At 70.5% G+C, this 26,993-nt stretch carries 22 protein-coding genes; 16 read left to right on the plus strand and 6 right to left on the minus strand.

What is annotated here, in order from left to right:
- Positions 1 to 11: 11 nt before the first annotated feature.
- Complete coding sequence (locus tag OG707_RS29490) at positions 12 to 557, minus strand: NADAR family protein (protein WP_329123577.1); 546 nt, start codon at positions 555 to 557, stop codon at positions 12 to 14.
- 183 nt (positions 558 to 740) lie between these two features.
- On the opposite strand from OG707_RS29490, the gene OG707_RS29495 reads away from it, so the two are divergent.
- The 9 genes from OG707_RS29495 (at position 741) to OG707_RS29535 (ending at position 10,920) form a co-directional block, all read left to right on the plus strand.
- Positions 741 to 2,246, plus strand: a complete 1,506-nt coding sequence (locus tag OG707_RS29495; protein WP_329123580.1) for a gamma-aminobutyraldehyde dehydrogenase — start codon at positions 741 to 743, stop codon at positions 2,244 to 2,246.
- Positions 2,247 to 2,264: 18 nt separating this feature from the next.
- Entirely contained in the window at positions 2,265 to 3,515 is a 1,251-nt protein-coding gene (locus OG707_RS29500; protein WP_329123582.1) for an ABC transporter substrate-binding protein, read from the plus strand.
- 49 nt (positions 3,516 to 3,564) lie between these two features.
- The gene (locus OG707_RS29505; RefSeq protein ID WP_329123584.1) at positions 3,565 to 4,701 is read left to right on the plus strand and encodes an ABC transporter ATP-binding protein; all 1,137 of its coding nucleotides are present in this window, start codon (positions 3,565 to 3,567) and stop codon (positions 4,699 to 4,701) included.
- Complete coding sequence (locus OG707_RS29510) at positions 4,698 to 5,624, plus strand: ABC transporter permease (protein ID WP_329123586.1); 927 nt, start codon at positions 4,698 to 4,700, stop codon at positions 5,622 to 5,624. Before OG707_RS29505 ends, OG707_RS29510 begins: the two co-directional genes overlap by 4 nt.
- Positions 5,624 to 6,421 (plus strand): ABC transporter permease, encoded by a 798-nt coding sequence (locus OG707_RS29515; protein ID WP_329123588.1) that lies wholly within the window; start codon positions 5,624 to 5,626, stop codon positions 6,419 to 6,421. The genes OG707_RS29510 and OG707_RS29515 overlap by 1 nt, the downstream gene beginning before the upstream one ends.
- A 24-nt stretch (positions 6,422 to 6,445) precedes the next feature.
- Positions 6,446 to 7,864 carry an NAD(P)/FAD-dependent oxidoreductase gene (locus tag OG707_RS29520; RefSeq protein ID WP_329123591.1) on the plus strand — a complete coding sequence of 473 codons (1,419 nt, stop codon included), beginning with the start codon at positions 6,446 to 6,448 and terminating at the stop codon, positions 7,862 to 7,864.
- Between the two features lie 164 nt (positions 7,865 to 8,028).
- Positions 8,029 to 8,505: a hypothetical protein gene (locus tag OG707_RS29525; RefSeq protein WP_329123593.1), complete on the plus strand. Its 477-nt coding sequence runs from the start codon at positions 8,029 to 8,031 to the stop codon at positions 8,503 to 8,505.
- Between the two features lie 90 nt (positions 8,506 to 8,595).
- Entirely contained in the window at positions 8,596 to 10,392 is a 1,797-nt protein-coding gene (locus tag OG707_RS29530) for a chitinase (protein ID WP_329123595.1), read from the plus strand.
- 87 nt (positions 10,393 to 10,479) lie between these two features.
- On the plus strand, positions 10,480 to 10,920 hold the full coding sequence (locus tag OG707_RS29535) for a YybH family protein (RefSeq protein ID WP_329123597.1): 441 nt from the start codon (positions 10,480 to 10,482) through the stop codon (positions 10,918 to 10,920).
- Here the strand turns inward: OG707_RS29535 and OG707_RS29540 are convergent.
- On the minus strand, positions 10,860 to 11,360 hold the full coding sequence (locus tag OG707_RS29540; protein ID WP_329123599.1) for a phosphatase PAP2 family protein: 501 nt from the start codon (positions 11,358 to 11,360) through the stop codon (positions 10,860 to 10,862). The two genes, OG707_RS29535 and OG707_RS29540, sit on opposite strands and share 61 nt — an antisense overlap.
- Positions 11,361 to 11,806: 446 nt before the next feature.
- Positions 11,807 to 13,138 (minus strand): 4-aminobutyrate--2-oxoglutarate transaminase, encoded by a 1,332-nt coding sequence (gene gabT / locus OG707_RS29545; RefSeq protein ID WP_329123602.1) that lies wholly within the window; start codon positions 13,136 to 13,138, stop codon positions 11,807 to 11,809.
- Positions 13,139 to 13,472: 334 nt separating this feature from the next.
- Here gabT and OG707_RS29550 point away from each other — a divergent pair, with 334 nt between their 5' ends.
- The 4 genes from OG707_RS29550 to OG707_RS29565 all read left to right on the plus strand — a co-directional run bounded on the left by OG707_RS29550 (position 13,473) and on the right by OG707_RS29565 (position 21,199).
- The gene (locus OG707_RS29550) at positions 13,473 to 15,818 is read left to right on the plus strand and encodes an ATP/GTP-binding protein (RefSeq protein WP_329123604.1); all 2,346 of its coding nucleotides are present in this window, start codon (positions 13,473 to 13,475) and stop codon (positions 15,816 to 15,818) included.
- A gap of 87 nt (positions 15,819 to 15,905) precedes the next feature.
- Positions 15,906 to 17,477, plus strand: coding sequence for a PucR family transcriptional regulator (locus OG707_RS29555; protein ID WP_329123606.1), 1,572 nt, complete (start codon positions 15,906 to 15,908; stop codon positions 17,475 to 17,477).
- A gap of 135 nt (positions 17,478 to 17,612) precedes the next feature.
- Positions 17,613 to 19,058 (plus strand): aldehyde dehydrogenase family protein, encoded by a 1,446-nt coding sequence (locus OG707_RS29560; RefSeq protein WP_329123608.1) that lies wholly within the window; start codon positions 17,613 to 17,615, stop codon positions 19,056 to 19,058.
- A 185-nt stretch (positions 19,059 to 19,243) separates the two neighbouring features.
- Complete coding sequence (locus OG707_RS29565; RefSeq protein ID WP_329123610.1) at positions 19,244 to 21,199, plus strand: acyl-CoA dehydrogenase family protein; 1,956 nt, start codon at positions 19,244 to 19,246, stop codon at positions 21,197 to 21,199.
- 13 nt (positions 21,200 to 21,212) lie between these two features.
- Here the strand turns inward: OG707_RS29565 and OG707_RS29570 are convergent, their stop codons facing one another.
- The gene (locus OG707_RS29570; RefSeq protein WP_329123612.1) at positions 21,213 to 21,401 is read right to left on the minus strand and encodes a hypothetical protein; all 189 of its coding nucleotides are present in this window, start codon (positions 21,399 to 21,401) and stop codon (positions 21,213 to 21,215) included.
- A 97-nt stretch (positions 21,402 to 21,498) separates the two neighbouring features.
- On the opposite strand from OG707_RS29570, the gene aroA reads away from it, so the two are divergent.
- Positions 21,499 to 22,725, plus strand: a complete 1,227-nt coding sequence (gene aroA / locus OG707_RS29575; RefSeq protein WP_329123614.1) for a 3-phosphoshikimate 1-carboxyvinyltransferase — start codon at positions 21,499 to 21,501, stop codon at positions 22,723 to 22,725.
- Here the strand turns inward: aroA and OG707_RS29580 are convergent.
- Complete coding sequence (locus OG707_RS29580; RefSeq protein WP_329123616.1) at positions 22,715 to 23,077, minus strand: ArsR/SmtB family transcription factor; 363 nt, start codon at positions 23,075 to 23,077, stop codon at positions 22,715 to 22,717. The two genes, aroA and OG707_RS29580, sit on opposite strands and share 11 nt — an antisense overlap.
- 72 nt (positions 23,078 to 23,149) lie before the next feature.
- On the opposite strand from OG707_RS29580, the gene OG707_RS29585 reads away from it, so the two are divergent.
- Both OG707_RS29585 and OG707_RS29590 read left to right on the plus strand, forming a co-directional pair.
- Positions 23,150 to 24,376, plus strand: coding sequence for an MFS transporter (locus tag OG707_RS29585; protein WP_443071418.1), 1,227 nt, complete (start codon positions 23,150 to 23,152; stop codon positions 24,374 to 24,376).
- A 56-nt stretch (positions 24,377 to 24,432) separates the two neighbouring features.
- Positions 24,433 to 26,367 (plus strand): HelD family protein, encoded by a 1,935-nt coding sequence (locus tag OG707_RS29590; RefSeq protein ID WP_329123618.1) that lies wholly within the window; start codon positions 24,433 to 24,435, stop codon positions 26,365 to 26,367.
- Here the strand turns inward: OG707_RS29590 and OG707_RS29595 are convergent.
- Entirely contained in the window at positions 26,336 to 26,977 is a 642-nt protein-coding gene (locus tag OG707_RS29595) for a TetR/AcrR family transcriptional regulator (RefSeq protein ID WP_329123619.1), read from the minus strand. The two genes, OG707_RS29590 and OG707_RS29595, sit on opposite strands and share 32 nt — an antisense overlap.
- Between the last annotated feature and the right edge of the window lie 16 nt (positions 26,978 to 26,993).

Below are 26,993 nucleotides of genomic sequence, written 5' to 3' on the forward strand. Positions count from 1 at the left end.
AGAGAGCCCAGCTAACGCCGCAGCCGGGTCCGCGCGTCCATCAGCGCGAACCCCAGCAGGTTCAGGCCGCGCCACTTCGACGGGTCCTGGGCTCGGTCGTCCGTGGCCGCCAGGCCTATGCCCCATATGCGGTCCATCGGGCTCGCCTCCACCAGTACCCGGTCGCCCGTGGCCAGCAGGAAATCCCGCAGCCCGGCCTCTGCGCCGAACTTGTGCACGCTGCCCTCGACCACGATGCCGTACCGCTCGCGCTCCCACACCGTGTCGTCGAAGCCCTTGACCAGGCGGCCCGCCTTCTTCGCCAGCGCCGGGTTCTTCGCCTCCACCGCCTTGCGCTCGGCCGCCTCGTCGCCGAAGAGCCGCGCCTTGGACGCCATCATCCAGTGCTCCGCCGTCGCGTACTCCACCCCGTCCACCGTGAACGGCGACGGCCACCACTGGCTCAGACAGCTCGCGCTCAGCGTCCCGTCCGGCCTCGGCGTGTGCCCCCAGAAGTGCAGATACTTGATCTTCTCGCCCGCGCTGACCTGCGCGTGAAGTTCCTCGATCTTCCCCATGCACGCGAGTCTCGCAGCCGCCACTGACACTCCGTCGTGGTTTTCCAGGCTGAGACGACACATGGTCGACCGAATCCGTCGCGTAACCAAAAGGCAACAACGGAATCACTTGTTGGAGAACTGTGCCTCTGTCAGGATCGGCACTCAAATCGAGCTGGAGCTACGCAGAGCACGGAGAGCACGATGGGCAACCGCTTCCAGGTGCAGGACCGCTTCGCGGCCGGCGCGCAGTACATCGCCGGAGAATTGAGGAGCGGCACCTCGGGCCGTCACCACGACGTCGTGAACCCCGCGACCGGCGAGATCGTCTACACCTACGAGCTGGCCTCGACCGCCGATGTCGACGCCGCCGTGGCCGCCGCCCGCGCCGCCTTCCCCGGCTGGTCGGGTGCAACCCCGGGCGAGCGTTCCGACGCGCTGCACAGGTTCGCGGCCGTACTCGCCGAGCGCGCCGAGGAGTTCGCCTACGCGGAGTCCCTCCAGTGCGGGAAGCCGGCCAAGCTGACCGCCGAGTTCGACGTGCCGGGCACCGTCGACAACACCGCCTTCTTCGCGGGCGCGGCCCGTCACCTCCAGGGCCAGTCCGCGGGCGAGTACAGCGGCGACCACACCTCCTACGTACGGCGCGAGGCCATCGGCGTCGTCGGTTCCATCGCCCCCTGGAACTACCCGCTCCAGATGGCCGCCTGGAAGATCCTCCCGGCGATCGCCGCGGGCAACACCATCGTCCTGAAGCCCGCCGAGATCACCCCGCTGACCTCGCTCCTCTTCGCGCAGGCCGCCACCGAAGCAGGCATCCCGGACGGTGTCGTCAATATCGTCACCGGCGCGGGCAAGGACGCGGGCGAGCACCTCGTCGCCCACCCCGACGTCGTCATGACCTCCTTCACCGGCTCCACCGCCGTCGGCAAGCGCGTCGCCGAGATCGCCACCGCGACCGTCAAGCGCATCCACCTGGAGCTCGGCGGCAAGGCCCCGTTCGTCGTCTTCGACGACGCCGACCTGGAGGCCGCCGTCCACGGCGCCGTCGCGGGATCGCTGATCAACACCGGCCAGGACTGCACCGCCGCCACCCGCGCCTACGTACAACGCCCGCTCTACGACGCCTTCGTGACCGGCGTCGCCGAGCTGATGGAGTCCGTCCGCGTCGGCGACCCCTTCGCCCCGGACACCGACCTCGGCCCGCTGATCTCTTATCAGCACCGCGACCGCGTCGCCGCGATCGTCGAGCGCGCCCGCGCGTACGCCACCGTCGTCACCGGCGGCGAAGCCCCGAAGCGCGACGGCGCCTACTACCTCCCGACCCTCGTCACCGGCGCCCCCCAGGACAGCGAGATCGTCCAGGCCGAGATCTTCGGCCCCGTCCTCGTGGTCCTCCCCTTCGACACCGACGACGAAGGGATCGCCCTCGCCAACGACACCCCCTACGGCCTCGCCGCCTCCGCCTGGACCGGCAGTGTCTACCGCGCCAACCGCGCCACCCGCGAGATCAAGGCGGGCTGCGTCTGGGTCAACGACCACATTCCGATCATCAGCGAGATGCCGCACGGCGGATACAAGGCCAGCGGCTTCGGCAAGGACATGTCCGTGTACTCGTTCGAGGAGTACACACAGGTCAAGCACGTGATGTACGACAACACCGCGGTCGCCCGCAAGGACTGGCACCGCACGATCTTCGGGGACCGATAGAGGAAGGGCAGACAGCCCATGGAGCAGTACGAGACCGAGCGTCTCTCCCCGGCCCAACTGGCCGCCATGCAGCGCAGTCTGCGCAGCGGCCGGGGCGCCCTCACCCGCCGTTCGCTGCTGCGCGCCTCCGGCGCCGGCGCCCTGGCCGTCGGCGGAATGGCAGCCCTGAGCGGCTGCGGCATTCCCGCCGCCGCACGGGACAACGGCACCGCCAAGGCCTCCGACGACCACTCGGCCCAGGAGAAGGTGATCAACTTCTCCAACTGGACCGAGTACATGGACGTCAGCGACGACGAGAAGCACCGCCCGACCCTGGAGGCGTTCACGAAGCGCACCGGGATCAAGGTCAAGTACACCGAGGACATCAACGACAACGTCGAGTTCTTCGGCAAGGTCAAGCCGATGCTCGCCGCAGGCCAGGACACCGGCCGCGACCTGATGGTCCTCACCGACTGGCTGGCCGCCCGCATGATCCGCCTCGGCTGGGTCCAGAGACTGGACCCGTCGCACCTCCCGCATGCGTACGCCAACCTCTCGGCCCAGTTCCGTTCCCCCGACTGGGACCCGGGCCGCGCCTACTCCTACCCCTGGACCGGCATTCCCACCGTCATCGCGTACAACGTGAAGGCGACCGGCGGGAAGAAGGTCGACTCCATCTCGCAGATGCTGGACGACCCCGCGCTCAAGGGCCGCGTCGGCTTCCTCACCGAGATGCGCGACTCGGTCGGTATGACCCTGCTCGACATGGGCAAGGACCCCGCCACCTTCACCGACGACGACTTCAACGGTGCGATAGCCCGCCTGCAGAAGGGCGTCGACTCCAAGCAGATACGCCGCTTCACGGGCAACGACTACACCTCCGACCTCGACAAGGGCGACCTCGCCGCCTGTGTCGCCTGGGCCGGCGACCTCATCCAGCTGCAGGCCGACAACAAGGACATCAGGTTCGCGATCCCGAAGGCCGGTTACCTCACCTCCTCGGACAACCTGCTCGTCCCCGCGAAGGCACGCCACCAGCGCAACGCCGAGCGGCTGATCGACTACTACTACGAGCCGAAGGTCGCCGCCCAGCTCGCCGCGTACATCAACTACGTCTGCCCCGTCGACGGTGTGCACGACGAACTCGCCAAGATCGACCCGGCTCTGGCGTCCAACACGCTGATCCTCCCGGACAAGGCCATGGCAGCGAAGTCGCACGCTTTCCGCTCGCTCACGAGCAAGGAAGAGACGGCGTACGAAGAGAAGTTCGCCAAGCTCATCGGCGTCTGAGCCTCCTCCCTCCCTCTTCCCCCTCCTCAAGACTCCGGGATCGCAACCCATGACAGAGACCTCAGGCGGCGACGTCCGCCTCACCGGCATCAGCAAGACCTACGGCTCCTTCACCGCCGTGCACCCCCTCGAACTCACCGTCCCGCAGGGCTCGTTCTTCGCCCTGCTCGGCGCCTCGGGCTGCGGCAAGACCACCACGCTGCGGATGATCGCCGGCCTGGAGGACCCGACCACCGGCACGGTCTTCCTCGGCGACAAGGACGTCACCGACCTGCCCCCGTACAAGCGGCCCGTCAACACCGTCTTCCAGTCCTACGCGCTCTTCCCGCACCTGAACGTCACCGAGAACATCGCCTTCGGCCTGCGCCGCCGCGGCATCAAGTCGGTGAAGAAGCAGGTCGACGACATGCTGGAGCTCGTCCAGCTCGGCGACTTCGCGCACCGCAAGCCGCACCAGCTCTCCGGCGGCCAGCAGCAGCGCGTCGCCGTCGCCCGCGCGCTCATCAACCACCCGCAGGTCCTGCTCCTCGACGAGCCGCTCGGTGCGCTCGACCTCAAGCTGCGCCGTCAGATGCAGCTGGAGCTCAAGCGCATCCAGACCGAGGTCGGCATCACCTTCATCCATGTCACCCACGACCAGGAGGAGGCCATGACCATGGCCGACACGGTCGCGGTGATGAACGGCGGCCGCGTCGAGCAGCTGGGCGCACCCGCCGATCTGTACGAGAACCCGAACACCACCTTCGTCGCCAACTTCCTCGGCACCTCCAACCTCATCGAGGCCGAGGTCGTCGAGGCGGGATCCGACATCACGGTGGCGGCCTCCGGGGCCAAGCTGCACCTGCCCGCCAACCGATGTTCGGCGCAGACTTCAAGCGGCGGCAAGCTCCTCGTCGGCGTACGCCCCGAGAAGATCTCCCTCGCGCACGCGGACGACGCGGACGAGATACCCGACGGCCGCAACCGCATCACCGGCCGTATCGCCGACTCCAGCTTCATCGGCGTCTCCACGCAGTTCGTCATCGACAGCCCGGTCTGCCCCGAGCTGGAGGTGTACGTACAGAACATCGAGCGCGACTCCCGCCTGACCCCCGGCGCCGAGGTCGTCCTGCACTGGAACCCCGAGCACACCTTCGGTCTCGACGCGGCCCAGGACATCGACGCGGGGACGGAGGAGGCGGCGTGACGACGCTCACGGAGACACCTCCCGCCGCCCCCGCCGAACTCCCGGTCCGCAAGCCCCTGTTGCGCCGCAAGCTCGTCCCGTACTGGCTGCTGCTGCCCGGCATCGTCTGGCTGCTGATCTTCTTCGCGCTGCCGATGGTCTACCAGGCGTCGACGTCCGTGCAGACCGGCTCCCTGGAGAAGGGCTTCGAGGTCACCTGGCACTTCCAGACGTACTGGGACGCCTTCCAGGAGTACTACCCGCAGTTCATCCGCTCCCTGCTCTACGCGGGAACGGCCACGGTCCTCTGTCTGATCCTGGGCTACCCGCTCGCGTATCTGATCGCCTTCAAGGCGGGCCGCTGGCGCAACGTGGTGCTGATCCTGGTCATCGCGCCGTTCTTCACGAGCTTCCTGATCCGCACCCTCGCCTGGAAGACGATCCTCGCCGACGGCGGCCCGGTGGTGCACGTCCTCAACACGCTGCACATCCTGGACGTCACCAGCTGGCTCGGCTGGACGGAGGGAAGCCGCGTCCTGGCCACACCCATGGCGGTGGTCTGCGGCCTCACGTACAACTTCCTGCCCTTCATGATCCTGCCGCTCTACACCTCGCTGGAGCGCATCGACGGGCGCCTCCACGAGGCGGCAGGCGACCTGTACGCCACCCCCGCGACCACCTTCCGCAAGGTGACCTTCCCGCTCTCCATGCCGGGTGTCGTCTCCGGGACGCTCCTCACCTTCATCCCGGCGAGCGGCGACTACGTCAACGCCGAACTGCTCGGCTCCACCGACCAGAAGATGGTCGGCAACGTCATCCAGTCGCAGTTCCTGCGCGTACTGGACTACCCGACGGCCGCAGCCCTCTCCTTCATCCTCATGGCGATCGTGCTGGCCATGGTCACCGTCTACATCCGCCGCGCCGGAACGGAGGACCTGGTCTGATGCGCTGGCTCCGACGCAATCTCATCACCATCGCGGGCCTGATCACGCTCGCGTATCTCATCCTGCCGAACATCGTCGTGATGGTGTTCTCCTTCAACAAGCCGAAGGGGCGCTTCAACTACGCCTGGCAGAAGGGCTCGCTCGACGCCTGGAAGGACCCCTGCGGCGTCGCCGACATGTGCGGTTCGCTGTCTCTTTCCCTGCAGATCGCGGCCTGGGCGACCTTGGGCGCAACCGTGCTCGGCACGATGATCGCCTTCGCGCTGGTCCGCTACCGCTTCCGGGCGCGCGGCGCGATCAACTCGCTGATCTTCCTGCCGATGGCGATGCCCGAGGTCGTCATGGCGGCCTCCCTCCTCACGCTCTTCCTCAACATGGGCGCGAAGCTCGGCTTCTGGACGATCCTCATCGCGCACATCATGTTCTGCCTCAGCTTCGTGGTGACGGCGGTCAAGGCACGCGTGATGTCGATGGACCCGCGCCTGGAGGAGGCGGCCCGCGACCTGTACGCGGGTCCGGTCCAGACGTTCGTACGGGTCACGCTCCCCATCGCCGCCCCCGGAATCGCCGCAGGTGCGCTGCTCTCCTTCGCGCTCTCCTTCGACGACTTCATCATCACCAACTTCAACGCCGGCTCGACGGTGACCTTCCCCATGTTCGTCTGGGGATCGGCACAGCGCGGCACGCCGGTGCAGATCAACGTCATCGGCACGGCGATGTTCATCATTGCCGTACTGGTGGTCCTCGCCGCGCAGCTGCTCAGCAACAGCCGGCAGAAGAACAGCGCAAAACCCTAAAGTTCCCTGAGGGAGTTGGAAGACATGGCCCCAGCCGCCATGCGCACGTCCGCCGCACGATCCCTTTCCGAGGCCCGCCCGGTCTCCTTCTGGCTGGAGGACCCGGGAAAGCCCGCCACCCTCCCCGCCCTCACGGGCGACGAGACCTGCGACCTCCTCGTCATCGGCGGCGGCTACAGCGGACTGTGGACCGCGCTCCTCGCCAAGGAGCGCGACCCGCAGCGGGACGTCGTCCTGATCGAGGGCCACGAGGTGGGCTGGGCCGCCTCGGGCCGCAACGGCGGATTCTGCGCCGCGTCCCTCACCCACGGCCTGGCCAACGGCATCGCCCGCTGGCCGGGCGAGATCCAGAAGCTGGAACAGCTGGGCGAGCAGAACCTCGACGCGATCGAGGAGACGGTCGCCCGGTACGGCATCGACTGCGACTTCGAGCGCACCGGCGAGATCGACGTGGCGACTCAGCCGCACCAGGTCGAGGAGCTCCGTGAGTTCCACTCGGAGATCTCCGAACTGGGCTTCACAGGGCTCGAGTTCCTCGACCGGGACCAGGTCCGCAAGGAGGTCGACTCCCCGACCTTCCTCGGCGGCCTCCACGACCCGCGCGGCGTCGCGATGCTCCACCCCGCCAAGCTGGCGTGGGGCCTGAAGCGGGCGTGCCTGGATCTGGGCGTACGGATCTACGAGCGCACCCGGGGCCTGGACCTGGTGGGCGCGGGCGCGGGGATGGCGGTCCGTACCCCGTACGGCAGGATCCGCGCGCGCCATGTCGCGCTGGGCACGAACATCTTCCCGTCGCTGGTCAAGCGGGTCCGTCCGTACACCGTGCCGGTCTACGACTACGCGCTGATGACCGAGCCCCTCAGCGCGGACCAACTGGCCTCCATCGGCTGGAAGAACCGCCAGGGGCTGGGCGACAGCGCCAACCAGTTCCACTACTTCCGCATCACCGCGGACAACCGGATCCTCTGGGGCGGCTACGACGCGATCTACCCCTACGGGGGCCGGATGAGCGCCGACCTGGACCACGGCCCGGCGACGTATCTGAAGCTGGCGGAGCACTTCTTCACCGCCTTCCCGCAGCTGGCGGGCGTCAACTTCAGCCACGCCTGGGGCGGGGCGATCGACACCTGCTCGCGCTTCTCGGCGTTCTTCGGGACGGCGCACGGCGGGAAGGTCTCCTACGCGGCCGGGTACACGGGCCTGGGCGTGGGCGCGACGCGCTTCGGTGCGGACGTGATGCTGGATCTGCTCTCCGGTGTACGGACCGAGCGCACCGCCCTGGAGATGGTGCGCACCAAGCCGCTGCCGTTCCCGCCGGAGCCCTTCGCCTGGGCGGGGATCGGCCTCACGAAGTGGTCCCTGGCCAGGTCGGACGCGCAGGGCGGCCGGCGCAATCTGTGGCTGAAGGCCATGGACAAGGTGGGACTCGGCTTCGACTCCTGATCTTGCGCCCCCGGCTCGCGCCGGGGGCGCACAACCACTGATCATGGTGTGACCCACTTCACTACCAACAAGTAGCCAAACCCGCGTCATAGTTCACGGCCACCTCGCTCTCACCCAGTGCACGCACCGTTTTCGCGTACACGGACTGGATGGAGGGCCGAGCGATGAGTGGCTCGGAGACAAAGACCGCGGTGGAGTGGCTGGCTTCGGTGGCACCGGATCCGGACGCCTGCCGATGGGAATGGGAGCGCAACCCGCACGGGGTCGCTCTCCTTCCCGCCGGCAGGCTCTGGGACGTACTGATCCTCCCCGGCGAACTGGGCTATCCGACCCTGGACGTCCTCACCCGGCTGATCGACCGGCCCGGCCCTGTCCTGGCCGACTTCGGCGACTCCCGGATGGGCTTCTTCGTACCGCCGGGGACGGCCGCGCGCTGGGTCGGCACGGGGGTGCGGGGGGCGGGCCGCGGGACCTGGATCGTGGTCCCGTATCCGGGGCGCGCGACGGGCGGGGTGCGCTGGCTGGTGCTCCCCGACGGCAACGGCACGCTGACCGATCCCGCGCTCCTGGAGCTCGCGATGCACGAGGCGGCGTCCCAAATCGCCAGGAATGACGGGGGTGGTGGGGGCGGCGGAGGGTGATGCTCCGCCAGAGGTCTTGACAACAGGATTGGTCTGGACCAAATTGTGGCGCGCTCCACCACATCAATCCCGCCACGTCCGGAGGCAGTTGTGGATCGTCGAAGACTTCTGGCTGTGCTCGCCTCGGCCTCCCTGGCCGCAAGCGGAATCGTTGTTCTGACGCAGACGGCGCAGGCCGCGGATGCGGATCAGTTGCGTAACGGAGGGTTCGAGGCCGGCCTGGACGGCTGGAGCTGTACGAACGGATCCGCGGTGAACTCGCCCGTCCGCAGCGGCACTTCGGCGCTCAGGGCGACACCCGCGGGCAGCGACTACGCCCAGTGCGCGCAGACCGTCGCGGTCCAGCCCAACTCGAAGTACACGCTGAGCGGCTGGGTGCAGGGGAGCTACGTCTACCTCGGCGCGACCGGGACGGGGACGACGGACGTGTCGACCTGGACGCAGTCGGCGACCGGCTGGCAGCAGCTGACCACGAGCTTCACGACGGGCGCCTCGACGACGTCGGTACAGGTCTACACCCATGGCTGGTACGGAACCGCCGCGTACAGCGCCGACGACCTCACCCTGGTCGGCCCCGGCGGCGCACCCGCGCAGATACCGGCGGCGCCGACGGGCCTGAGGGCGGGCACGGTCACCTCCACGACGGTGGACCTCTCGTGGGGCGCGGCGAGCGGCGCGACGTCGTACGCGATCTACCGCAACGGCACCAAGGTCTCGACGGTGACGGGCACTTCGGCCACGGTGAGCGGCCTGACGGCCTCGACGGCGTACAGCTTCCAGGTGACGGCGTCCAACGCGGCGGGCGAGTCCCCGAAGTCGGTGACGGTCACCGCCACCACAACGGCGGGCGGCGGCACGGGAACAGGAACGCTCCCCGCGCACGCCCTGGTCGGCTACCTCCACTCCAGCTTCGCGAACGGCTCCGGCTACACGCGCATGGCCGACGTACCCGACTCCTGGGACGTGATCGACCTGGCCTTCGGCGAGCCGACCTCGGTGACGTCGGGCGACATCCGCTTCAGCCTCTGCCCGGTGAGCGAGTGCCCGACGGTGGAGTCGCTCGCGGACTTCAAGGCGGCGATCAAGGCGAAGCAGGCGGCGGGCAAGAAGGTCCTGATCTCGATAGGCGGCCAGAACGGCCAGGTCCAGCTGACGACAACGGCGGCCAGGGACACCTTCGTGTCGTCCGTCTCGAAAATCATCGACGACTACGGCCTGGACGGCCTGGACATCGACTTCGAGGGCCACTCGCTCTCGCTCAACACGGGCGACACGGACTTCCGGAACCCGACCACCCCGGTGGTGGTGAATCTGATCGCGGCGCTGAAGACCCTGAAGGCGAAGTACGGCTCGAAGTTCGTGCTGACGATGGCCCCCGAGACGTTCTTCGTCCAACTCGGCTACCAGTACTACGGATCGGGCCCCTGGGGCGGCCAGGACCCGCGCGCGGGCGCGTACCTCCCGGTGATCAACGCCCTGCGCGATGACCTCACCCTGCTCCACGTCCAGGACTACAACTCGGGCTCGATCATGGGCCTGGACAACCAGTACCACTCGATGGGCGGCGCCGACTTCCACATTGCGATGACGGACATGCTGCTGACGGGCTTCCCGGTGGCGGGCGACACGACGAAGGTCTTCCAGCCGCTGCGCCCGGACCAGGTGGCGATAGGCCTCCCGGCGTCGACGAACGCGGGCAACGGCTACACGTCGCCGGCGGAGGTCACGAAGACCCTGGACTGCCTGACGAAGAAGACGAACTGCGGGACGTACACCACGCACGGGACGTGGCCCGCGCTGCGCGGCCTGATGACGTGGTCGATCAACTGGGACCGCTTCAACAACCAGGAGTTCTCGAAGAACTTCGACGCGTACAACTGGAGCTAGCCCCCTGTTCCGACGTCCGCAGCGCCCCGGTGTCACATACCGGGGCGCTGCTTCGTCATATCCACGACCGAGGAAAGGGTGGGCACCATGCCGACACAGTACGAGGCGGACGAAGCAGCACTCCGGCAGCACATGGACAAGATCGTCGAGGGCATCCGGGCCAAGGACCTCGACGCCCTGAGGAAGCTCTACGCCCCGGACGTCATCTCCTTCGACGTCCAGCCGCCGCTGCAACACGTGGGCGTGGAGGCGAAGATGAAGAACTGGGAGGAGGCATTCACCTTCTTCGCCGAGGTGTCGTACGAGGTGCGAGACCTGCGCCTGTCCGTGGACAACAGCCTGGCCTTCGGCCACTGCTTCGGTCGCCTGAGCGGCACGCTCCGGAACGGCGCGACGACGGACGGAATGTGGGTCCGTGGCACGTTCTGCTTCCGTAAGACGGAGGGCGAGTGGCTGATCGCGCACGATCAGGCGTCGGTTCCGTTCGACGTGCTGACCGGCCGGGGGGTGGCTGACCTGGAGCCCTGAGCGGTCCGCGCCAGCGGCACCAGGAGCAGTGTTCCCAGGAGCCAGCTCGCGATGACGTCCAGGGGCCAGTGGTAGCCGTGCAGGATCAGACCGGTGGCTGTCGCGAGGTTCAGCGCCGCTGCCAGCGGTAGGGCCCAACTCCGTTTCAGGTACGGGGAGATCAGCAGTGCCGCCCCGCCGTACGCCACCATCGCCGTCGCCGCGTGGCCCGACGGGAAGTAGCCCGTCTCCGGTGTCAGTGGGCCCGGGCGGGCGATCCAGTCCTTGAGGGGGACCACCAGGGCCGGGGTCAGCGCCATCGTCGCGGCGGAGGCCAGGACTGGGGTGCGGGCGCCGCGCCAGGCTGCGTACGCCATTGCCGCCGCCAGGAGCGGGAGCGCGATCTGGACGTTGCCGAGGTCCGCGAGGAGCTGGGTCAGCCAGGACGGGCCGTGGTTCACCAGGGTGCGGTCGACGCGCTCGTCCAGGCGGCGCAGGGGGCCGGCCGACGCGACCTGCCAGGTGATCAGCGCGAAGAGGACTACGCAGAGTGCCGGGAGGAGAAAGGGGGAAGCCCTTCGCTCCGGATCAGGGGGGGTTGTTCCGGAGCGAAGGGCTGGACCGGTGTGCCGCGCGCCCCGGGGGGTGTGGGGCGGGCGGCCATCCGATCGGTGAGGATTTCCGGAGCCCGAAGCTCCGGTGGTGTGCGCGAAGGCACGACCAGGCTGGAACTGGGGAGGCCCCTGCCTGGATTCGTCCGCAGTTCCCTGCGGGCGAGGTGTTTCTCTCATCTGCAGAAACCGTACGGCAGAGACCAGGGGGGCGGACAGCCGGATCTCCATCCCGCCATCGGCCCCCCACAGGGTCTTCACACCGTCTGACCGTTACTGAAGGTCACAGGCGTGGTTCAGATGCCCGCGAAGGCCTGCTCGAGGATGTCGAGGCCCTCGGTGAGCAGGTCCTCGCCGATCACCAGCGGAGGCAGGAAGCGGAGGACGTTCCCGTACGTGCCGCACGTGAGGACCAGCAGACCCTCGGCGTGGCAAGCCTTGGCCAGAGCTGCGGTCGCCGCCGGGTTCGGGTCCTTGGTGCCGGACTGGACCAGCTCGATCGCGATCATGGCACCGCGGCCGCGGATGTCGCCGACGATGTCGTACTTCTCCTGGATGGCGGCGAGGCGGGCCTTCATGACCTCCTCGATGCGCTTGGCCTTCGCGTTGAGGTCGAGCTCCTTCATCGTCTCGATCGCACCGAGCGCGGCGGCACAGGCGACCGGGTTTCCGCCGTACGTACCGCCGAGGCCGCCCGAGTGCGGGGCGTCCATGATCTCGGCGCGGCCCGTGACGGCGGCGAGCGGGAGGCCGCCCGCGATGCCCTTGGCGGTGGTGATCAGGTCGGGGACGATGCCCTCGTCCTCGGAAGCGAACCACTGGCCCGTACGGCAGAAGCCGGACTGGATCTCGTCCGCGACGAAGACGATGCCGTTGTCCTTCGCGAACTGCGCGATCGCCGGCAGGAAGCCCTTCGCCGGCTCGATGAAGCCGCCCTCGCCGAGCACCGGCTCGATGATGATCGCGGCGACGTTCTCCGCGCCGACCTGCTTGTTGATCATGTCGATGGCCTGGGCGGACGCCTCGGCGCCGGCGTTGTCCGGGCCGGTCGGCCAGCGGTAGCCGTAGGCGACCGGGACGCGGTAGATCTCGGGGGCGAACGGGCCGAAGCCGTTCTTGTACGGCATGTTCTTCGCCGTCATGCCCATGGTGAGGTTCGTACGGCCGTGGTAGCCGTGGTCGAAGACGACGACGGCCTGGCGCTTGGTGTACGCACGGGCGATCTTGACGGCGTTCTCGACGGCCTCGGCGCCCGAGTTGAAGAGGGCCGACTTCTTGGCGTGGTCGCCCGGGGTCAGCTCGGCGAGGAGCTCGCAGACCTCGACGTAGCCCTCGTACGGCGTGACCATGAAACAGGTGTGGGTGAAGTCCGCGAGCTGGGCCGAGGCCCGGCGGACGACGGCCTCGGCGGAGGAACCGACCGAGGTCACGGCGATGCCGGAACCGAAGTCGATGAGGCGGTTGCCGTCGACGTCCTCGATGATGCCGCCGCCCGCGCGGGTCGTGAAGACCGGCAGCACGGAACCGACGCCACCGGCGACGGCGGCCGTACGGCGGGCCTGCAGCTCCTGCGACTTCGGGCCGGGGATGGCGGTGACGACGCGTCGCTCCTGCGGGAGAGCGGTCATGGGGGACTCCTGGGGTGGGCTGGGGGTGACCGGGGTAAATCGGACGCTTGGCTTCTTCTCGCAGGCTAGGGGTGGGGGGAGGAGCTGGGCATGCGCCGTTCGGTAGTGGTGGGGGCGTGTCGTTGTCCGCAAGGGCAAAAAGGGTGGGCAAATCAAGCCGTCGAGGGGGTCCCCCCTGCTCCTTAAGAGCTTGGGGGAGATTGAGGACCGGGGTCCGGGGCAGAGCCCCGGGACGGAGGCCGCGCAACCCGCCCGGGTCGCGCTCGGGACGGTGAACTGGCCAGGCGGGGCACTAGATTGGGGGGTCGCGTACGCAGACGGAGGGGCGATCAGCATGGACACCGAGGGCACCCACGACGCACGCGGGACCCGGGCCAACCCCGTCCCGCGCCCCGCCGGGCCCCCCGCCGTCCCGCCCGCCCCCACCCACGCCCCCTCCACGGGCCGCCCCGGCGTCACCGACTGGCTCCGGACCCCGCGCGCCGCCGCCGAACCGGGGCTCTGGCGGTTCGGGCACCGGCCGCGCCCCGACGCCGACCCCGACCGCGTACCGAACCGGGCCCTGATCGGCGGAGCCGTCGTCGCGCTGCTCGCCGCCGCACTCGTCTGGTCCCTGTGGCGCAACGGCTACGTCCCGCACAGCCGCATCCTGCTCGAGCTCGTCACGCCCACCGACTGGTGGGGCCTGGAGCGGCCCACCGCCGCGATCACCGCCCTCGCCGTCTACAACAGCCTGGTCGCCGCACTTGTGATCGTCGGCTTCGGCCGCCTCGGCAACTGGCGCGAGGTCTTCCACCGGTACGCCGTCGACCACCCGCAGCCCTCCCGCGCCCTGCGCACCGCCCTGGTCGGCGCCGTCCTGGTCTGGTTCTTCGTACGCGCCGACGACCTGCTCCCCTTCGACAACCTTGCGCTCGGCCTGACCCCCAAGTCCTGGCTGTTCACCACCGACGCCGAGCAGACGAAGAACAACGTCGAGACGTTCGGGACCGTCTACCACCTGGTCGTCTCCGCCCTCATCCTCTGGCCGATCGCCAGGGCGGGCGGCTGGCTCACGCTCGTACGGGACCTGCGGCAGGGGAAGAAGCGCGCCGCCCTTCCGCAGCAGCAGAGCAACAGCGAAGACCCCGCCGCCTGGCCCCAGTTGCGCTCCGCCGGACTGCCCGCCGCCGCCGACCGGCTCGCCGCCGACGGGAACTCCGGGCTCATGAACGACGTTGACTGTGTACGGATCCGGCGGGCCTGGGAATCCGTCCAGGCCGACCCCTCCCGGCTTCCGGCGTTCACCGACGCGGTGCTGCGCCAGGGCGGCCAGGCCTGTCCGCATCCCTCCGGCGACCGGGACCTGCCCGCCCGCGCCGCCACGCACGACCTGCTCACCTCGCAGGTGCGGCTCGGTCAGTACGCCGACCGCGACCGCAACCCGGCCGCCCGCCGGGGCGCGGGCTCCGCCGTCGACCCCGACACGCTCGGCTCCTCGCTGCTCGCGGTCGGGCCGCCCGGCGCGGGCAAGACCCGGCTGCTGGTGCGCCCCGTCGTCGAGTCGCTCGCCCTGCAGGCCCTCGCCGGCCAGGCCGCCGTCGTCGCGGTCTGCGCGGCGGGCACCCCGCTCGGACCCGACGAGGGATACGACGTGGTGGTGAAGCCGGGCGACCCGGCCTCCACGTACGACCTCGACCTGTACGGCGGCACCGCCGACCCCGACGAGGCCGCCGCCCTCCTCGCCGAGGCCCTCGCCGGCGACCTGCCCGAGGTCGACGCGCGCCGCGCCCAGACCGCGCTGGCCCAGCTGCTCGGCCCCTACCGCGCCGCCCACGGGCACTTCCCCTCCGTCCCCGTCCTGCGCGAGCTCCTCGACGCCACCCCCGCCGCCCTCGACGACCTGCGCCGACGCCTGGCCGCCGATGGCCCCCACCTGCGCGAACTCGACGCCCGCGCCCGCCAGTTCGGCACCCCCGGCGACCCCGCACTCGCCCTCGCCGACCGCGTCGCCGTCCTCGACCGGCCCGCCTTCGCGGACTTCTTCGACGCGAGCGGCGACAGCCGCCCCTTCTCGCTGCGCACCCTGGAACACCCGCTGCGCGCCCGGATCGACCTGCCCGAGCGGGCCCACCCCGAGGCCGCCCATGTCCTGACCCGCCTCGTCCTCGCCCAGTTCACCGCCGGGGCGCCCGCCCGCCGCGACCGCTCCCTCTTCGCGTTCCTGGTGATCGACGACGCCACCCACGCCGTCACCGCCGAGTCGGTCCGGGCCCTGCAGCGGCTGCGGAACGCCAACGCCGGAGTGCTGCTGACGCTGCGCGCGCTCGGTGACGTACCGGAGAACCTGCACACGTCGCTGCTCGGTGCGGCCGGCTGCCACATGGCGTTCGCCGGGGTCACCACCTGGGACGGGCGGCTCTTCGCGCAGTCCTGGGGCACCGAGTGGGTGGAGACGACGGAGGTCGCCAAGCACACGGTCTTCGCCGACCAGCCGCTCACCCGGGCCGTGCACGCGGTGCGGAAACTCGTCACGGGGAAGGCCGTCACCACGGACGCGGTGACCGTACGGAAGGTCGAGCGCGAGCGCTGGTCCGCCTCCGACCTGGCCCGTGAGGTGCCCACCGGGCACGCGGTGCTGTCGCTGACGACCGTACGGGGAGAGCACGCGCCGCCGCTGCTCGTGGATCTTCACGGTTGAACCGGTTGGGGACACTCTGCCGTCCTGGCAGAATCGAAGGGTGCTGTTCATACGGAACGGCGCACCCCCACCCGAAGGTTCCGCCCCGTGCCGCCCACCCTCGCCTCCCTCGTCCACCACTCCGCGCTCAAGCTGACCGTGCGCGCGGGGGAGGGGCGGCTGGAGACCCCGGTCCGCTGGGCGCACGTCAGCGAGCTCGCCGACCCCGTCCCGTACATGGAGGGCGGCGAGCTGCTCCTCATCACGGCGATGACGCTCAACGCCGAGGACCCCGAGTCGATGCGGCGGTACGTGAAGCGGCTCTCCGGAGCCGGGGTCGTCGGGCTCGGCTTCGCCGTCGGCGTCAACTACGAGGACATCCCGCAGGCGCTGGTCGCCGCCGCCGAGGAGGAGGGCCTGCCGCTCCTGGAGGTCCCGCGGCGCACGCCCTTCCTGGCGATCAGCAAGGCGGTCTCGGCCGCGATCGCCGCCGACCAGTACCGCTCGGTGACCGCCGGCTTCGAGGCCCAGCGCGAACTGACCCGGGCCGCCCTCAACGGCGACGGCCCCGGCGACCTGCTCGCCCGCCTCGCCGCGCACGTCGACGGGTGGGCGGCGCTGTACGACGCCTCGGGCGCGGTCGTCGCGGCCGCCCCCGACTGGGCCGCACGGCGGGCCGCCCGCCTCACCCCCGACGTGGAGCGGCTGCGCGAGCGGCCCGCGCCGGCGAGCGCGGTGGTCGGCGGCGCGGACGACCGCGTCGAGCTCCAGTCGCTGGGCACCGGGCGGCGGGCGCGCGGGGCGCTGGCCGTGGGGACGGGGGCGGCGCTGGGCACGGCCGAGCGGTACGCCGTACATTCCGCGATCGCCCTGCTGACGCTGACCACCGAGCGGTCGCGCTCCCTGCAGGCGGCCGAGCAGCGGCTGGGGGCGGCGGTGCTGCGGATGCTCCTCGCGGGCCAGCCCGACCATGCGCGCGGGGTGGCGGGTGACCTCTACAACGGGCTCCTCGACGCGCCCTTCCGGATCCTGATCGCCGAGGCGGCGGACCCGGCCGTACTGCAGGAGCTGACCGACGCCCTCGAAACCGGGGCCTCGCGAGCGGGCGAGACGGTCCTCGCCGTGCCCGACGGGGAGCGCCTGGTGGTCCTCGCGGCGGACGAGGGCGCGGTCGTCGAGGCGGTCGCCACGTACGCCGAGGTGCTCGAAGGCCGCCGGGGTTCGTCCGACGCGGTGCCGGAGGAGGACGAGGTGGTCATCGGGCAGTCGGCCCCGGCGGGTCCGATCGCGACGGCGTCCGCGTACAAGCAGGCGGAACAGGCACTTTCCGTCGCGCGACGCAGGCGCCGGGTGCTGGTGGAACACGACGAGTTGGCGGCGGGCTCGGTGCTGCCGCTGCTTGCGGACGACGCGGTGCGGGCGTTCGCGGACGGGATGCTGAGGGCGCTGTACGAACACGATGCGAAGGGCCGGGGCGACCTGGTGGACTCCTTGCGGGCGTGGCTCTCGCGCCACGGGCAGTGGGATGCGGCGGCGGCGGACCTGGGGGTGCATCGGCACACGCTGCGGTACCGGATGCGGCGGGTGGAGGAGATCCTGGGGCGGTCGCTGGACGACGCGGATGTACGGATGGAGCTGTGGCTGGCGCTGAAAGCGACGTCGGCACCGGCGCAGACGTGACGCACGGGGCTCCGCCCCGGACCCCGCTCCTCAATCGCCGGAGGGGCTGAGATTGCCAATCCGGCACCTCCGACACCCCCACCACTCCACCCCGGACAAACGCCACGCCGCCGCCCCGCCCCTACGGTGGGAAACATGACTTCCACCCACGCCTTCTGGCTCGCCGGCCGTCAGGCCACCGGCGAGGACACCTTCGACGTCACCTCCCCCTGGGACGGCCGGCTCGTCGGCACGGTCGCCGTGCCGACCGACGCCCAGGTCGAGGAGGCCGTGGCCGCCGCGCACGCCGTACGTGACGAGTTCGCCGCGACCCCCGCGCACGTGCGCGCCGCCGCCCTCGACCACGTTTCGCGCCGCCTCGTCGAGCGCACCGAGGAGATCGCCCAGCTGATCTCCGCCGAGAACGGCAAGCCCATCAAGTGGGCGCGCGGAGAGGTCGGCCGGGCCGTCTCCGTCTTCCGGTTCGCCGCCGAGGAGGCCCGCCGCTACAACGGCGGCGAGGCCCAGCGCCTCGACACCGACGCCGGCGGCGCGGGCCGGCTCGCCCTGACCCGCCGCTTCCCGCGCGGCACGGTCCTGGGCATCGCGCCCTTCAACTTCCCGCTCAACCTCTGCGCCCACAAGATCGCCCCGGCGATCGCCGTCGGCGCCCCGATCATCCTCAAGCCGGCCCCGGCGACGCCCCTTTCGGGCCTCATCCTCGGCGACCTGCTCGCCGAGACGGAGCTCCCCGCCGGCTCCTGGTCGATCCTCCCGGTCGCCAACGACAAGATGCCCGCCCTCGTCCAGGACGAGCGGCTGCCGGTCATCTCCTTCACCGGCTCCGAGACCGTCGGCTTCGCGATCATGGACTCGGTCCCGCGCAAGCACGTCACGCTGGAGCTCGGCGGCAACGGTGCGGCTGTCGTCCTCGGCGACTGGGCCTCCGAGAAGGACCTCGACTGGGCCGCGACCCGTATCGCGACCTTCTCGAACTACCAGGGCGGCCAGTCCTGCATCTCCGTGCAGCGCGTGATCGCGGACGCCGCCGTCTACGACCGCCTCGTCCCGAAGATCGTCGCGGCCGTCGAGGCGCAGGTGACGGGTGACCCGTCCGACGCCGCCACCGATGTCGGCCCGCTCGTCAGCGAGGCCGCCGCCGTGCGCGTCGAGTCCTGGGTCGACGAGGCCGTCAAGGCGGGCGCCAAGCTGCTCACGGGCGGCAAGCGCGACGGTGCGGCGTACGCGCCGACCGTCCTCGCCGACCTCCCGGCCGACACCACGCTCGCCTGCGAGGAGGTCTTCGGGCCGGTCCTCTCGGTGCGGAAGGTCGACGGCGAGGCGGAGGCGTTCGCGGCGGTCAACGACTCCAAGTACGGCCTGCAGGCAGGGGTGTTCACCCACGACCTGCAGACGGCCTTCCGTGCGCACGGCGCGCTGGAGGTGGGCGGCGTGATCATCGGCGACGTCCCGTCGTACCGCGCGGACCAGATGCCGTACGGCGGCGCCAAGCAGTCCGGTGTGGGCCGCGAGGGCGTGGCGTTCGCGATGGCGGACTACACCTACGAGCGGGTCATGGTCTTCACGGGCCTCGCGCTCTAGCAGGTACGCGCGTACGCGAAAGATCCGGCGGCCGGAGCCCACTGTGCGGGGGCTCCGGCCGTTCGCGTGTCCGACCCGCGCGAGGTCTGGCCGAGCCGTCAGGAATCGGGTAATACGGACGGGTAGCACCGCTCGGTAACGGGTAGGTGCGTCCACCCGACACCCCGCGGCGAGGAGTTCCCCTCATGACCGCACCACAGGACAGCCGACCGACCCCGCAGACCCCCAAGGTCACCGAGCGCGAGGCCCGCCAGGTGGCCGAGGCCGCGCGTGAACAGGACTGGCGCAAGCCGAGTTTCGCCAAGGAGCTCTTCCTCGGCCGCTTCCGGCTCGACCTCATCCACCCCCATCCGCTGCCGGCGGCCGACGACGCGCAGCGCGGCGAGGACTTCCTCGCCAGGCTGCACGTCTTCTGCGAGACGAAGGTCGACAGCGCGCTCATCGAGCGCGAGGCGCGGATCCCCGACGAGACGATCAACGGGCTCAAGGAGCTCGGCGCGCTCGGCATGAAGATCGACACCAAGTACGGCGGTCTCGGACTGACGCAGGTGTACTACAACAAGGCGCTCGCGCTGGCCGGTTCGGCCAGCCCCGCCATCGGTGCGCTCCTCTCCGCCCACCAGTCGATCGGCGTACCGCAGCCGCTGAAGCTCTTCGGTACGCAGGCCCAGAAGGACGCCTTCCTGCCGCGGCTGGCCCGCACCGACATCTCCGCCTTCCTCCTCACGGAGCCGGACGTCGGCTCGGACCCGGCGCGCCTCGCGACGACGGCGGTGCCCGACGGCGATGCGTACATCCTCGACGGCGTAAAACTCTGGACGACCAATGGCGTGGTCGCCGATCTCCTGGTCGTCATGGCGCGCGTCCCCAAGTCCGAGACGTCCAAGGGCGGCATCACCGCCTTCGTGGTCGAGGCGGACGCGCCGGGCGTCACGGTCGAGAACCGCAACGCCTTCATGGGGCTGCGCGGTCTGGAGAACGGCGTCACCCGCTTCCACCAGGTCCGCGTCCCTGCGGCGAACCGCATCGGCCCGGAGGGCGCGGGCCTCAAGATCGCCCTGACCACGCTCAATACGGGGCGCTTGTCCCTTCCCGCGATGTGCGTGGGCGCGGGGAAGTGGTGTCTGAAGATCGCCCGCGAGTGGTCCTCGGTACGGGAACAGTGGGGCAAGCCGGTCGCCCAGCACGAGGCGGTGGGCGGGAAGATCGCCTTCATCGCGGCGACGACGTTCGCCCTGGAGGCGATCCTGGACCTTTCGTCACAGATGGCGGACGAGGACCGCAACGACATCCGCATCGAGGCGGCGCTCGCCAAGCTCTACGGCTCGGAGATGGGCTGGCTGATGGCGGACGAACTGGTCCAGATCAGGGGCGGCCGCGGCTTCGAGACGGCCGACTCCCTTGCCGCACGCGGCGAGCGGGCCGTTCCTGCCGAGCAGGTCCTGCGCGACATGCGCATCAACCGCATCTTCGAGGGCTCGACGGAGATCATGCACCTGCTGATCGCCCGCGAGGCGGTCGACGCCCACCTGAAGGTCGCAGGCGACCTGATCGACCCGGAGAAGAACCTCTCGGCCAAGGCGAAGGCGGGCGCCCAGGCCGGGGCCTTCTATGCCCGCTGGCTCCCGAAGCTGGTCGCGGGACCGGGTCAACTCCCGCGCAGTTACGCGGAGTTCCACCCGCAGGACCATCCTGACCTCTCGGGCCATCTGCGCTACGTGGAACGTTCGGCGCGCAAGCTGGCCCGCTCGACGTTCTACGCGATGTCGCGCTGGCAGGGCCGCATGGAGACCAAACAGGGCTTCCTCGGCCGGATCGTGGACATCGGCGCGGAGCTCTTCGCGATGAGCGCGGCCTGCGTACGGGCCGAACTCCTGCGCACCACCGAGGAGTACGGCCGCGAGGCGTACCAGCTGGCGGACGCGTTCTGCCGCCAGTCCCGCATCCGCACCGACGAACTCTTCGCCCGCCTCTGGACGAACACCGACGACCTGGACCGCAAGGTCGTCACGGGCGTCCTGTCGGGTACGTACAACTGGCTGGAACAGGGCATCGTCGACCCCTCGGGCGAAGGCCCCTGGATCGCGGACGCCACCCCCGGCCCGACGACGAAGGACAACGTCCACCGCCCCGTCCGCTGAGACGCGGACCGGCTCAGGCGCTGTCGCGCTCCGCGCGGCGGCGCCTTGCGACGTACACCGCAGCGCCCGCGAACCCTGCGGCGACGACGGTGAACTCGGCCACCAGCCCCCAGCGGTGCGCGACGAGGACCGTGCGCAGGCTGCCCAGAGTCATGACGGCCATGAAGACGAACAGCCAGAAGAGAACGCGCCATTTGGGCATGCGCGGATGCTACCTGCGCCTCGCACGCTCCCGCAGCGCGTCCAACGCGTGAAACGCACCCCCGCCCCTCACTCCGGACCGGGCAAAATCTCCCCTCATGACCGAGATCGAAATCCCCGGCTCCAAGTCCGTGACCGCCCGCGCCCTCTTCCTCGCCGCGGCGGCCGAGGGCACCACCACCCTCCTTCGGCCCCTCGTCTCAGACGACACCGAGGGCTTCGCCGAGGGCCTCGTCAGTCTCGGTTACGACGTCGAGCGCGCCCCCGGCGCCTGGCGCATCCAGGGCCGCCCCGAAGGCCCCGCGGCCACCGACGCGGACGTCTACTGCCGCGACGGCGCGACCACCGCCCGCTTCCTGCCCACCCTCGCCGCCGCCGGCCACGGTACGTACCGCTTCGACGCCTCCGCCCAGATGCGCCGCCGCCCCCTGGCCCCGCTCACCCGCGCCCTCCAGGAACTCGGCGTCGACCTCACCCACGACGGGGCCGAAGGCCACCACCCCCTGCGCATCGCCGCACACGGGATCAAGGGCGGCGAACTCACCCTGGATGCAGGCCAGTCGTCCCAGTACCTGACCGCCCTGCTCCTCCTCGGCCCACTCACCGCCGAGGGCCTGCGCATCACCGTCACGGACCTCGTCTCGGCCCCGTACATCGAGATCACCCTTGCGATGATGCGCAGTTTCGGCGCCCGCCCCACCCGCGAGGGCAACGTCTTCTCAGTCCCGCCCACCGGCTACCGCGCCACTACATACGCGATCGAGCCCGACGCCTCCACCGCGAGCTACTTCTTCGCGACGGCCGCCCTCACGCCCGGCCGCGAGGTGACGGTCCCCGGCCTGGGCACCGGAGCCCTCCAGGGCGACCTGGGCTTCGTCGAGGTCCTGTCGCGCATGGGCGCGGACGTCCGTACGACGGCCGACGCGACCACCGTCACGGGACCGGACCGCCTCACCGGCCTCACGGTCAACATGCGTGACATCTCCGACACGATGCCGACGCTGGCGGCGATCGCCCCGTACGCATCAACTCCCGTACGGATCGAGGACGTCGGCAACACCCGCGTCAAGGAGTGCGACCGCCTGGAGGCCTGCGCCGACAACCTTCGCGCGCTCGGTATCGAGGTCGCCACAGGCCCGGACTGGATCGAGATCCGGCCGGGGACACCTCGCCCGGCCGAGATCACCACGCACGGCGACCACCGCATCGTGATGTCGTTCGCGGTGACGGGCCTGCGCACCCCGGGCATCACCTTCGACGACCCGGGCTGCGTCCGCAAAACCTTCCCCGGCTTCCACGAGGCCTTCGCGGCGTTCACGCGGTAGGCGGGGTCCACTCTCTCACCAGGTCGAGCAGCCCGGGGAAGCGGGCATCGAGGTCGTCGACGCGCACGAGGCTGCGCCGCTCGAGACCGTACTGCCGCTGTCTGGTCACGCCCGCCTCGCGCAGCGCCTTGAAGTGATGGGTCAGCGACGACTTGGGCCGGTCGATCCCGAACCAGGCGCAGGTGCGGTCCGACTCCGGTGATTCCAGCAGGAGTTTGCGGACGATGCCCAGCCGGAGCGGATCGCTGAGCGCGCCGAGGACGGTCTCCAGGCGCAGCTCGGCGACGGCGGGTTCGGGCAGGGGCTCCGGGAGGACTGCGGACGGCACGGGGGTCTCCCTCATCGATCTCATCAGTACGACTTGAATCGTACTGCATGCTAAGTTCGAGAAAACTCGTACTGAAGCTCGGTGAGGGAGACCCCCGTGACGTCTGTCCGGCATGCCCGCGTACCAGCCCGGTCCACCCACAACCCGTCGCCCCCGGCCCCCCGCCGCTGGATCTGGCTCGCGGCCTGGCCGGTGACGGCGGTGTTCGTCCTCTCCAACGCGGCGACCCCGCTCTACGGCCTCTGGCAGCGCGAAATCGGCTTCTCCAGGGGCGTGTTGACCGTCGTCTTCGCCTGCTACATCGCCGGCCTGATCGCCTCGCTCCTCGTTTCCGGCGTCCTCTCCGACCGCATCGGCCGCAAACCGGTCCTCCTCCCCGCCCTGGCCCTCGCCCTCCTCGCCTGCGGAATCTTCGCCACGGCCGACTCGGTGGCGGCACTGATCGCGGCCCGGCTGCTCACCGGCATCGCGGTCGGGGCCGCCGTCTCGGCCGGAATGGCGGCGGTGACGGACGTGGCGGGCCCCGACCGCACCCGCCTGGCGGCGCTCCTCGCCTCCTGCGCGATGGTGCTGGGCGCCGGGCTCGGCCCGCTGCTCTCGGGCGTACTGTCTGAACTCGCCCCCGCCCCGACGGTCACGGTCTTCGCGGTGGAGGCGGCCCTCCTGGTCTCGGCGCTCGTGGTCGCCGTACGGATGCCGCTGCGCCGCCCGGACCGCGCACAGGCCCCCGCGTCCTGGATCCGCATCCCCTCGGTCCCGCGCGCGAACCGGCGCCAACTCGCCCTCGGGATCGCGGTGTTCGCCCCCGGAATCACCGCAACGTCCTTCGTCCTCTCGCTCGGCCCCTCCCTCCTCTCCTCCCTCCTCGGCACGGAGAGCCGGATGGTGGCCGGGGCGATGGCCTTCGTGATGTTCCTGGCCGCGACAGCGGTGCAGTTCGCGGTCCGCGCCCTGCGGATCAGGTCCGTCCTCCTGGCCGGCGCGACGAGCACGGCCCTGGCGATGCTGGCCCTGATCGCAGCCGTACGCACCGAATCGCCCGCCCTGCTGATCACCGCCGCGATCCTGGCCGGCGCGGGTCAGGGTGCGGGTCAGCTCGGCGGCCTCACGCTGCTGAACTCCACGATCCCGGCCCGCCGCCTGGCCGAGGCCAACTCGGCGCTGAACATGGGCGGTTACCTCCCGGCGGGCGCGCTCCCCGTCGCCGCCGGCTATCTCAGCGATGCGGTGGGGCTGTCCACGGGGGCGACGGTCTTCGCCGTACTGCTGACCGCCCTGGCGGCGCTCGGGGCCGTCACGGTCTTGCGGGTCCCGGCCGAATGACTTAATCTAACCAAGTTAAATTCGTAACTCGGTTAAAGTTGTTCAGGGGGTGCTGGATGAAGGAACTCGACCAGGAGCGCGCATACGTAGAGCGGTGCAGGGCCGGACTGCGCCGGATGCTGGAGGGGGCCCACGAGAACGTCATCGCGGGCGAGACCGTCTCCGCCGACCGCTTCGGCGCCGAGCGGCTCGGCCGGTATCTGAAGAGCCTGGCCAAGGAGATGAGCGAGGAGCCCGACGGGCCGCCGTTCTTCGGGCGCCTGGACTTCGACTCCGGGGAGCACGGCGGCCGCAGCCACCACATCGGCCGGCGGCACATCTCCGGCGAGACGGGCGCGCTGCCCGTGGTGATCGACTGGCGCGCACCGGTGTCGAAGGTCTTCTACCAGGCGAGCGGCCGCGACCCGCAAGGCGTGGCCGTACGCCGCCGCTTCGGCTGGTCCGGTTCGGGTACGGAGCTGACCGGGTTCGAGGACGAGCTCCTGGCGGACGGAGCGGAGACGAGCAGCAAGCTCCTGGCGGCCGAGATCGAGCGCCCCAGGGTCGGCCCGATGCGCGACATCGTCGCCACCATCCAGCCCGAACAGGACGACCTGGTCCGCGCCCGCCTGGAGGAGTCCCTCTGCGTCCAGGGCGCACCGGGCACGGGGAAGACCGCCGTCGGACTGCACCGGGCGGCCTATCTCCTCTACTCCCACCGCCAACGGCTCCAGCGCGCAGGGGTGTTGGTGCTGGGCCCGAACCGGGCCTTCCTCGGATACATCTCGGCCGTGCTCCCCGCGCTCGGCGAGGTCGACGTCGAACAGAGCACCATGGAGGAGTTCCTGGCGCGCGGCCCCGTCCTCGGCACCGACAGCGAAGAGGCCGCCGTCATCAAGCACGGCGCCGGCATGGCGCAGGCGCTGCGCACCGTGCTCTACGGCCGGATCACCAAGCCCACCGAGCCCGTCGCCGTCCGGGACGGTGCGTTCGTCTGGCGCGTGGACGCGGACGACCTGCGCCGCATCGTCGACGACACCGTGCGCGCGGCGGTCCCGTACAGCGTCGGCCGTGAGCGCGTCCGGTCGCGGATCGTGGCGCTGATGCAACTGCAGGCGGAGCGGCGCGCGCTGCCGGTCAACGCGGCCTGGGTGCAGCGGACGGGCCGTAGGGTGACGCCCTTCCTCGACGAGGTGTGGCCGACGGTCAAACCGGAGCAGGTGCTCTTCGAGTTTCTCTGCGAACCGCCGCAGGAGCTGGCAGCCCTCCGGTGGCCCAAGCGGCCGCGCTCCTTCAAGAGCGCGAAGTGGACGGCGGCCGACGCCGTACTCCTCGACGAACTCTCAGGCCTGATCGAGCGGCCCGCCGGCTACGGACACGTGATCATCGACGAGGCCCAGGACCTGTCCCCGATGCAGTGCCGCGCGGTCGCCCGCCGCAGTGAGCACGGCTCGATCACCGTCCTCGGCGACCTCGCCCAGGGCACCGCGCCCTGGGCGGCCCGCTCCTGGACCGAACAACTGGAGCTCCTGGGCAAGCCGCAGGCGCAGGTGATCGCCCTGACCACCGGGTTCAGGGTGCCGGCCGCGGTGGTGGAGCTGGCCAACGAGCTCCTGGCCGAGCTGCACGTGGACGTCCCCGCGACTCGTTCCTTCCGTACCGACGGCCGGCTGCGCACCACCGACGTCACCGACCTCGAGAAGGCGGTCGTCGAGGCGGCGCGCGAGGCGCTCGGCCACGAGGGATCGATCGGCGTACTGGTCCCGGACGTGCTCACGGAGAGCGTGACGGCGGCGCTCGTCGGCGCACAACTGCCCGTAGGGGGCGAGAGGTTGACCGTCATGCCGGTCTCGACGGTCAAGGGCCTGGAGTACGACCACGTGATCGTCGCGGAGCCGGCCGACATCGTCGAAGCGGAGACCCGCGGCCTCAACCGGCTCTATGTCGCCCTGACCCGGGCGGTGTCACGGCTCGACATCCTCAGTAGCCGTGACTGGATGCCCCGTCACTGAGCAGCGAGAACGCCAGCTCGGCGGCGGCCACGGCCTCGGGGTGCACCTGACGGACACTGCGGCCGCCCGCCAGCTCGGCCCAGTTCCTCCGGGCGAGCATCTGCCGTACGACGATGAACTGCGCGGCCACCAGCGAGTGGGCGAGCGGCCCCGACGCCGTGCCGGGCGCTTCGGCCAGCGCCCCGGCCAGTGCCTCGGTGTCCGCCGCGGCGTACTCGGCGACCCTGGCCGTCAGGCTCGGGGTGTCGAACACCAGCCGGTGGAAGGCCAGTACCTGCGGGTGGTCGCAGAGCCCGGTGACCGGATCGTGCGCGTCGAGTCCCGCCCGGAAGTGCCGGTGCAGCGCCTGCAGCGGAGTGTCGCCGGCCTCGCGGTCCCGCACGACCCCGGCCGACTCGCCCTGGTGATCGGCGAACCGGTGGAGGACGAGGTCCTCCTTGGACGCGAAGTAGCGGAAGAGCGTCGGCTTGGAGACCTCGGCCGCGGCCGCGATGTCGGCGACGCCCACCCGGTCGAAGCCGTCGGCCAGGAACATCTCGATGGCGGTGTCGGAGAGGAGCTGGCGGGTGCGGTCCTTCTTGCGCTCGCGCAGACCGGCGGGTTCACTCATGCCACCACGATATACG

The sequence above is a fragment of the Streptomyces sp. NBC_01465 genome, from assembly GCF_036227325.1.
Taxonomy (GTDB): domain Bacteria; phylum Actinomycetota; class Actinomycetes; order Streptomycetales; family Streptomycetaceae; genus Streptomyces.

Excerpts from the sequence above, each read along its gene's own strand:
- OG707_RS29495 (WP_329123580.1), top strand. The coding sequence starts at position 741 with ATGGGCAACCGCTTCCAGGTGCAGGACCGCTTCGCGGCCGGCGCGCAG.
- OG707_RS29515 (WP_329123588.1), top strand. The coding sequence starts at position 5,624 with ATGCGCTGGCTCCGACGCAATCTCATCACCATCGCGGGCCTGATCACG.
- OG707_RS29565 (WP_329123610.1), top strand. The coding sequence starts at position 19,244 with ATGACCGCACCACAGGACAGCCGACCGACCCCGCAGACCCCCAAGGTC.
- OG707_RS29560 (WP_329123608.1), top strand. The coding sequence starts at position 17,613 with ATGACTTCCACCCACGCCTTCTGGCTCGCCGGCCGTCAGGCCACCGGC.
- OG707_RS29535 (WP_329123597.1), top strand. The coding sequence starts at position 10,480 with ATGCCGACACAGTACGAGGCGGACGAAGCAGCACTCCGGCAGCACATG.
- OG707_RS29520 (WP_329123591.1), top strand. The coding sequence starts at position 6,446 with ATGGCCCCAGCCGCCATGCGCACGTCCGCCGCACGATCCCTTTCCGAG.
- OG707_RS29570 (WP_329123612.1), bottom strand. The coding sequence starts at position 21,401 with ATGCCCAAATGGCGCGTTCTCTTCTGGCTGTTCGTCTTCATGGCCGTC.
- OG707_RS29500 (WP_329123582.1), top strand. The coding sequence starts at position 2,265 with ATGGAGCAGTACGAGACCGAGCGTCTCTCCCCGGCCCAACTGGCCGCC.
- OG707_RS29590 (WP_329123618.1), top strand. The coding sequence starts at position 24,433 with ATGAAGGAACTCGACCAGGAGCGCGCATACGTAGAGCGGTGCAGGGCC.
- aroA (WP_329123614.1), top strand. The coding sequence starts at position 21,499 with ATGACCGAGATCGAAATCCCCGGCTCCAAGTCCGTGACCGCCCGCGCC.
- OG707_RS29595 (WP_329123619.1), bottom strand. The coding sequence starts at position 26,977 with ATGAGTGAACCCGCCGGTCTGCGCGAGCGCAAGAAGGACCGCACCCGC.
- OG707_RS29505 (WP_329123584.1), top strand. The coding sequence starts at position 3,565 with ATGACAGAGACCTCAGGCGGCGACGTCCGCCTCACCGGCATCAGCAAG.
- OG707_RS29550 (WP_329123604.1), top strand. The coding sequence starts at position 13,473 with ATGGACACCGAGGGCACCCACGACGCACGCGGGACCCGGGCCAACCCC.
- OG707_RS29525 (WP_329123593.1), top strand. The coding sequence starts at position 8,029 with ATGAGTGGCTCGGAGACAAAGACCGCGGTGGAGTGGCTGGCTTCGGTG.
- OG707_RS29490 (WP_329123577.1), bottom strand. The coding sequence starts at position 557 with ATGGGGAAGATCGAGGAACTTCACGCGCAGGTCAGCGCGGGCGAGAAG.
- OG707_RS29580 (WP_329123616.1), bottom strand. The coding sequence starts at position 23,077 with ATGAGATCGATGAGGGAGACCCCCGTGCCGTCCGCAGTCCTCCCGGAG.
- gabT (WP_329123602.1), bottom strand. The coding sequence starts at position 13,138 with ATGACCGCTCTCCCGCAGGAGCGACGCGTCGTCACCGCCATCCCCGGC.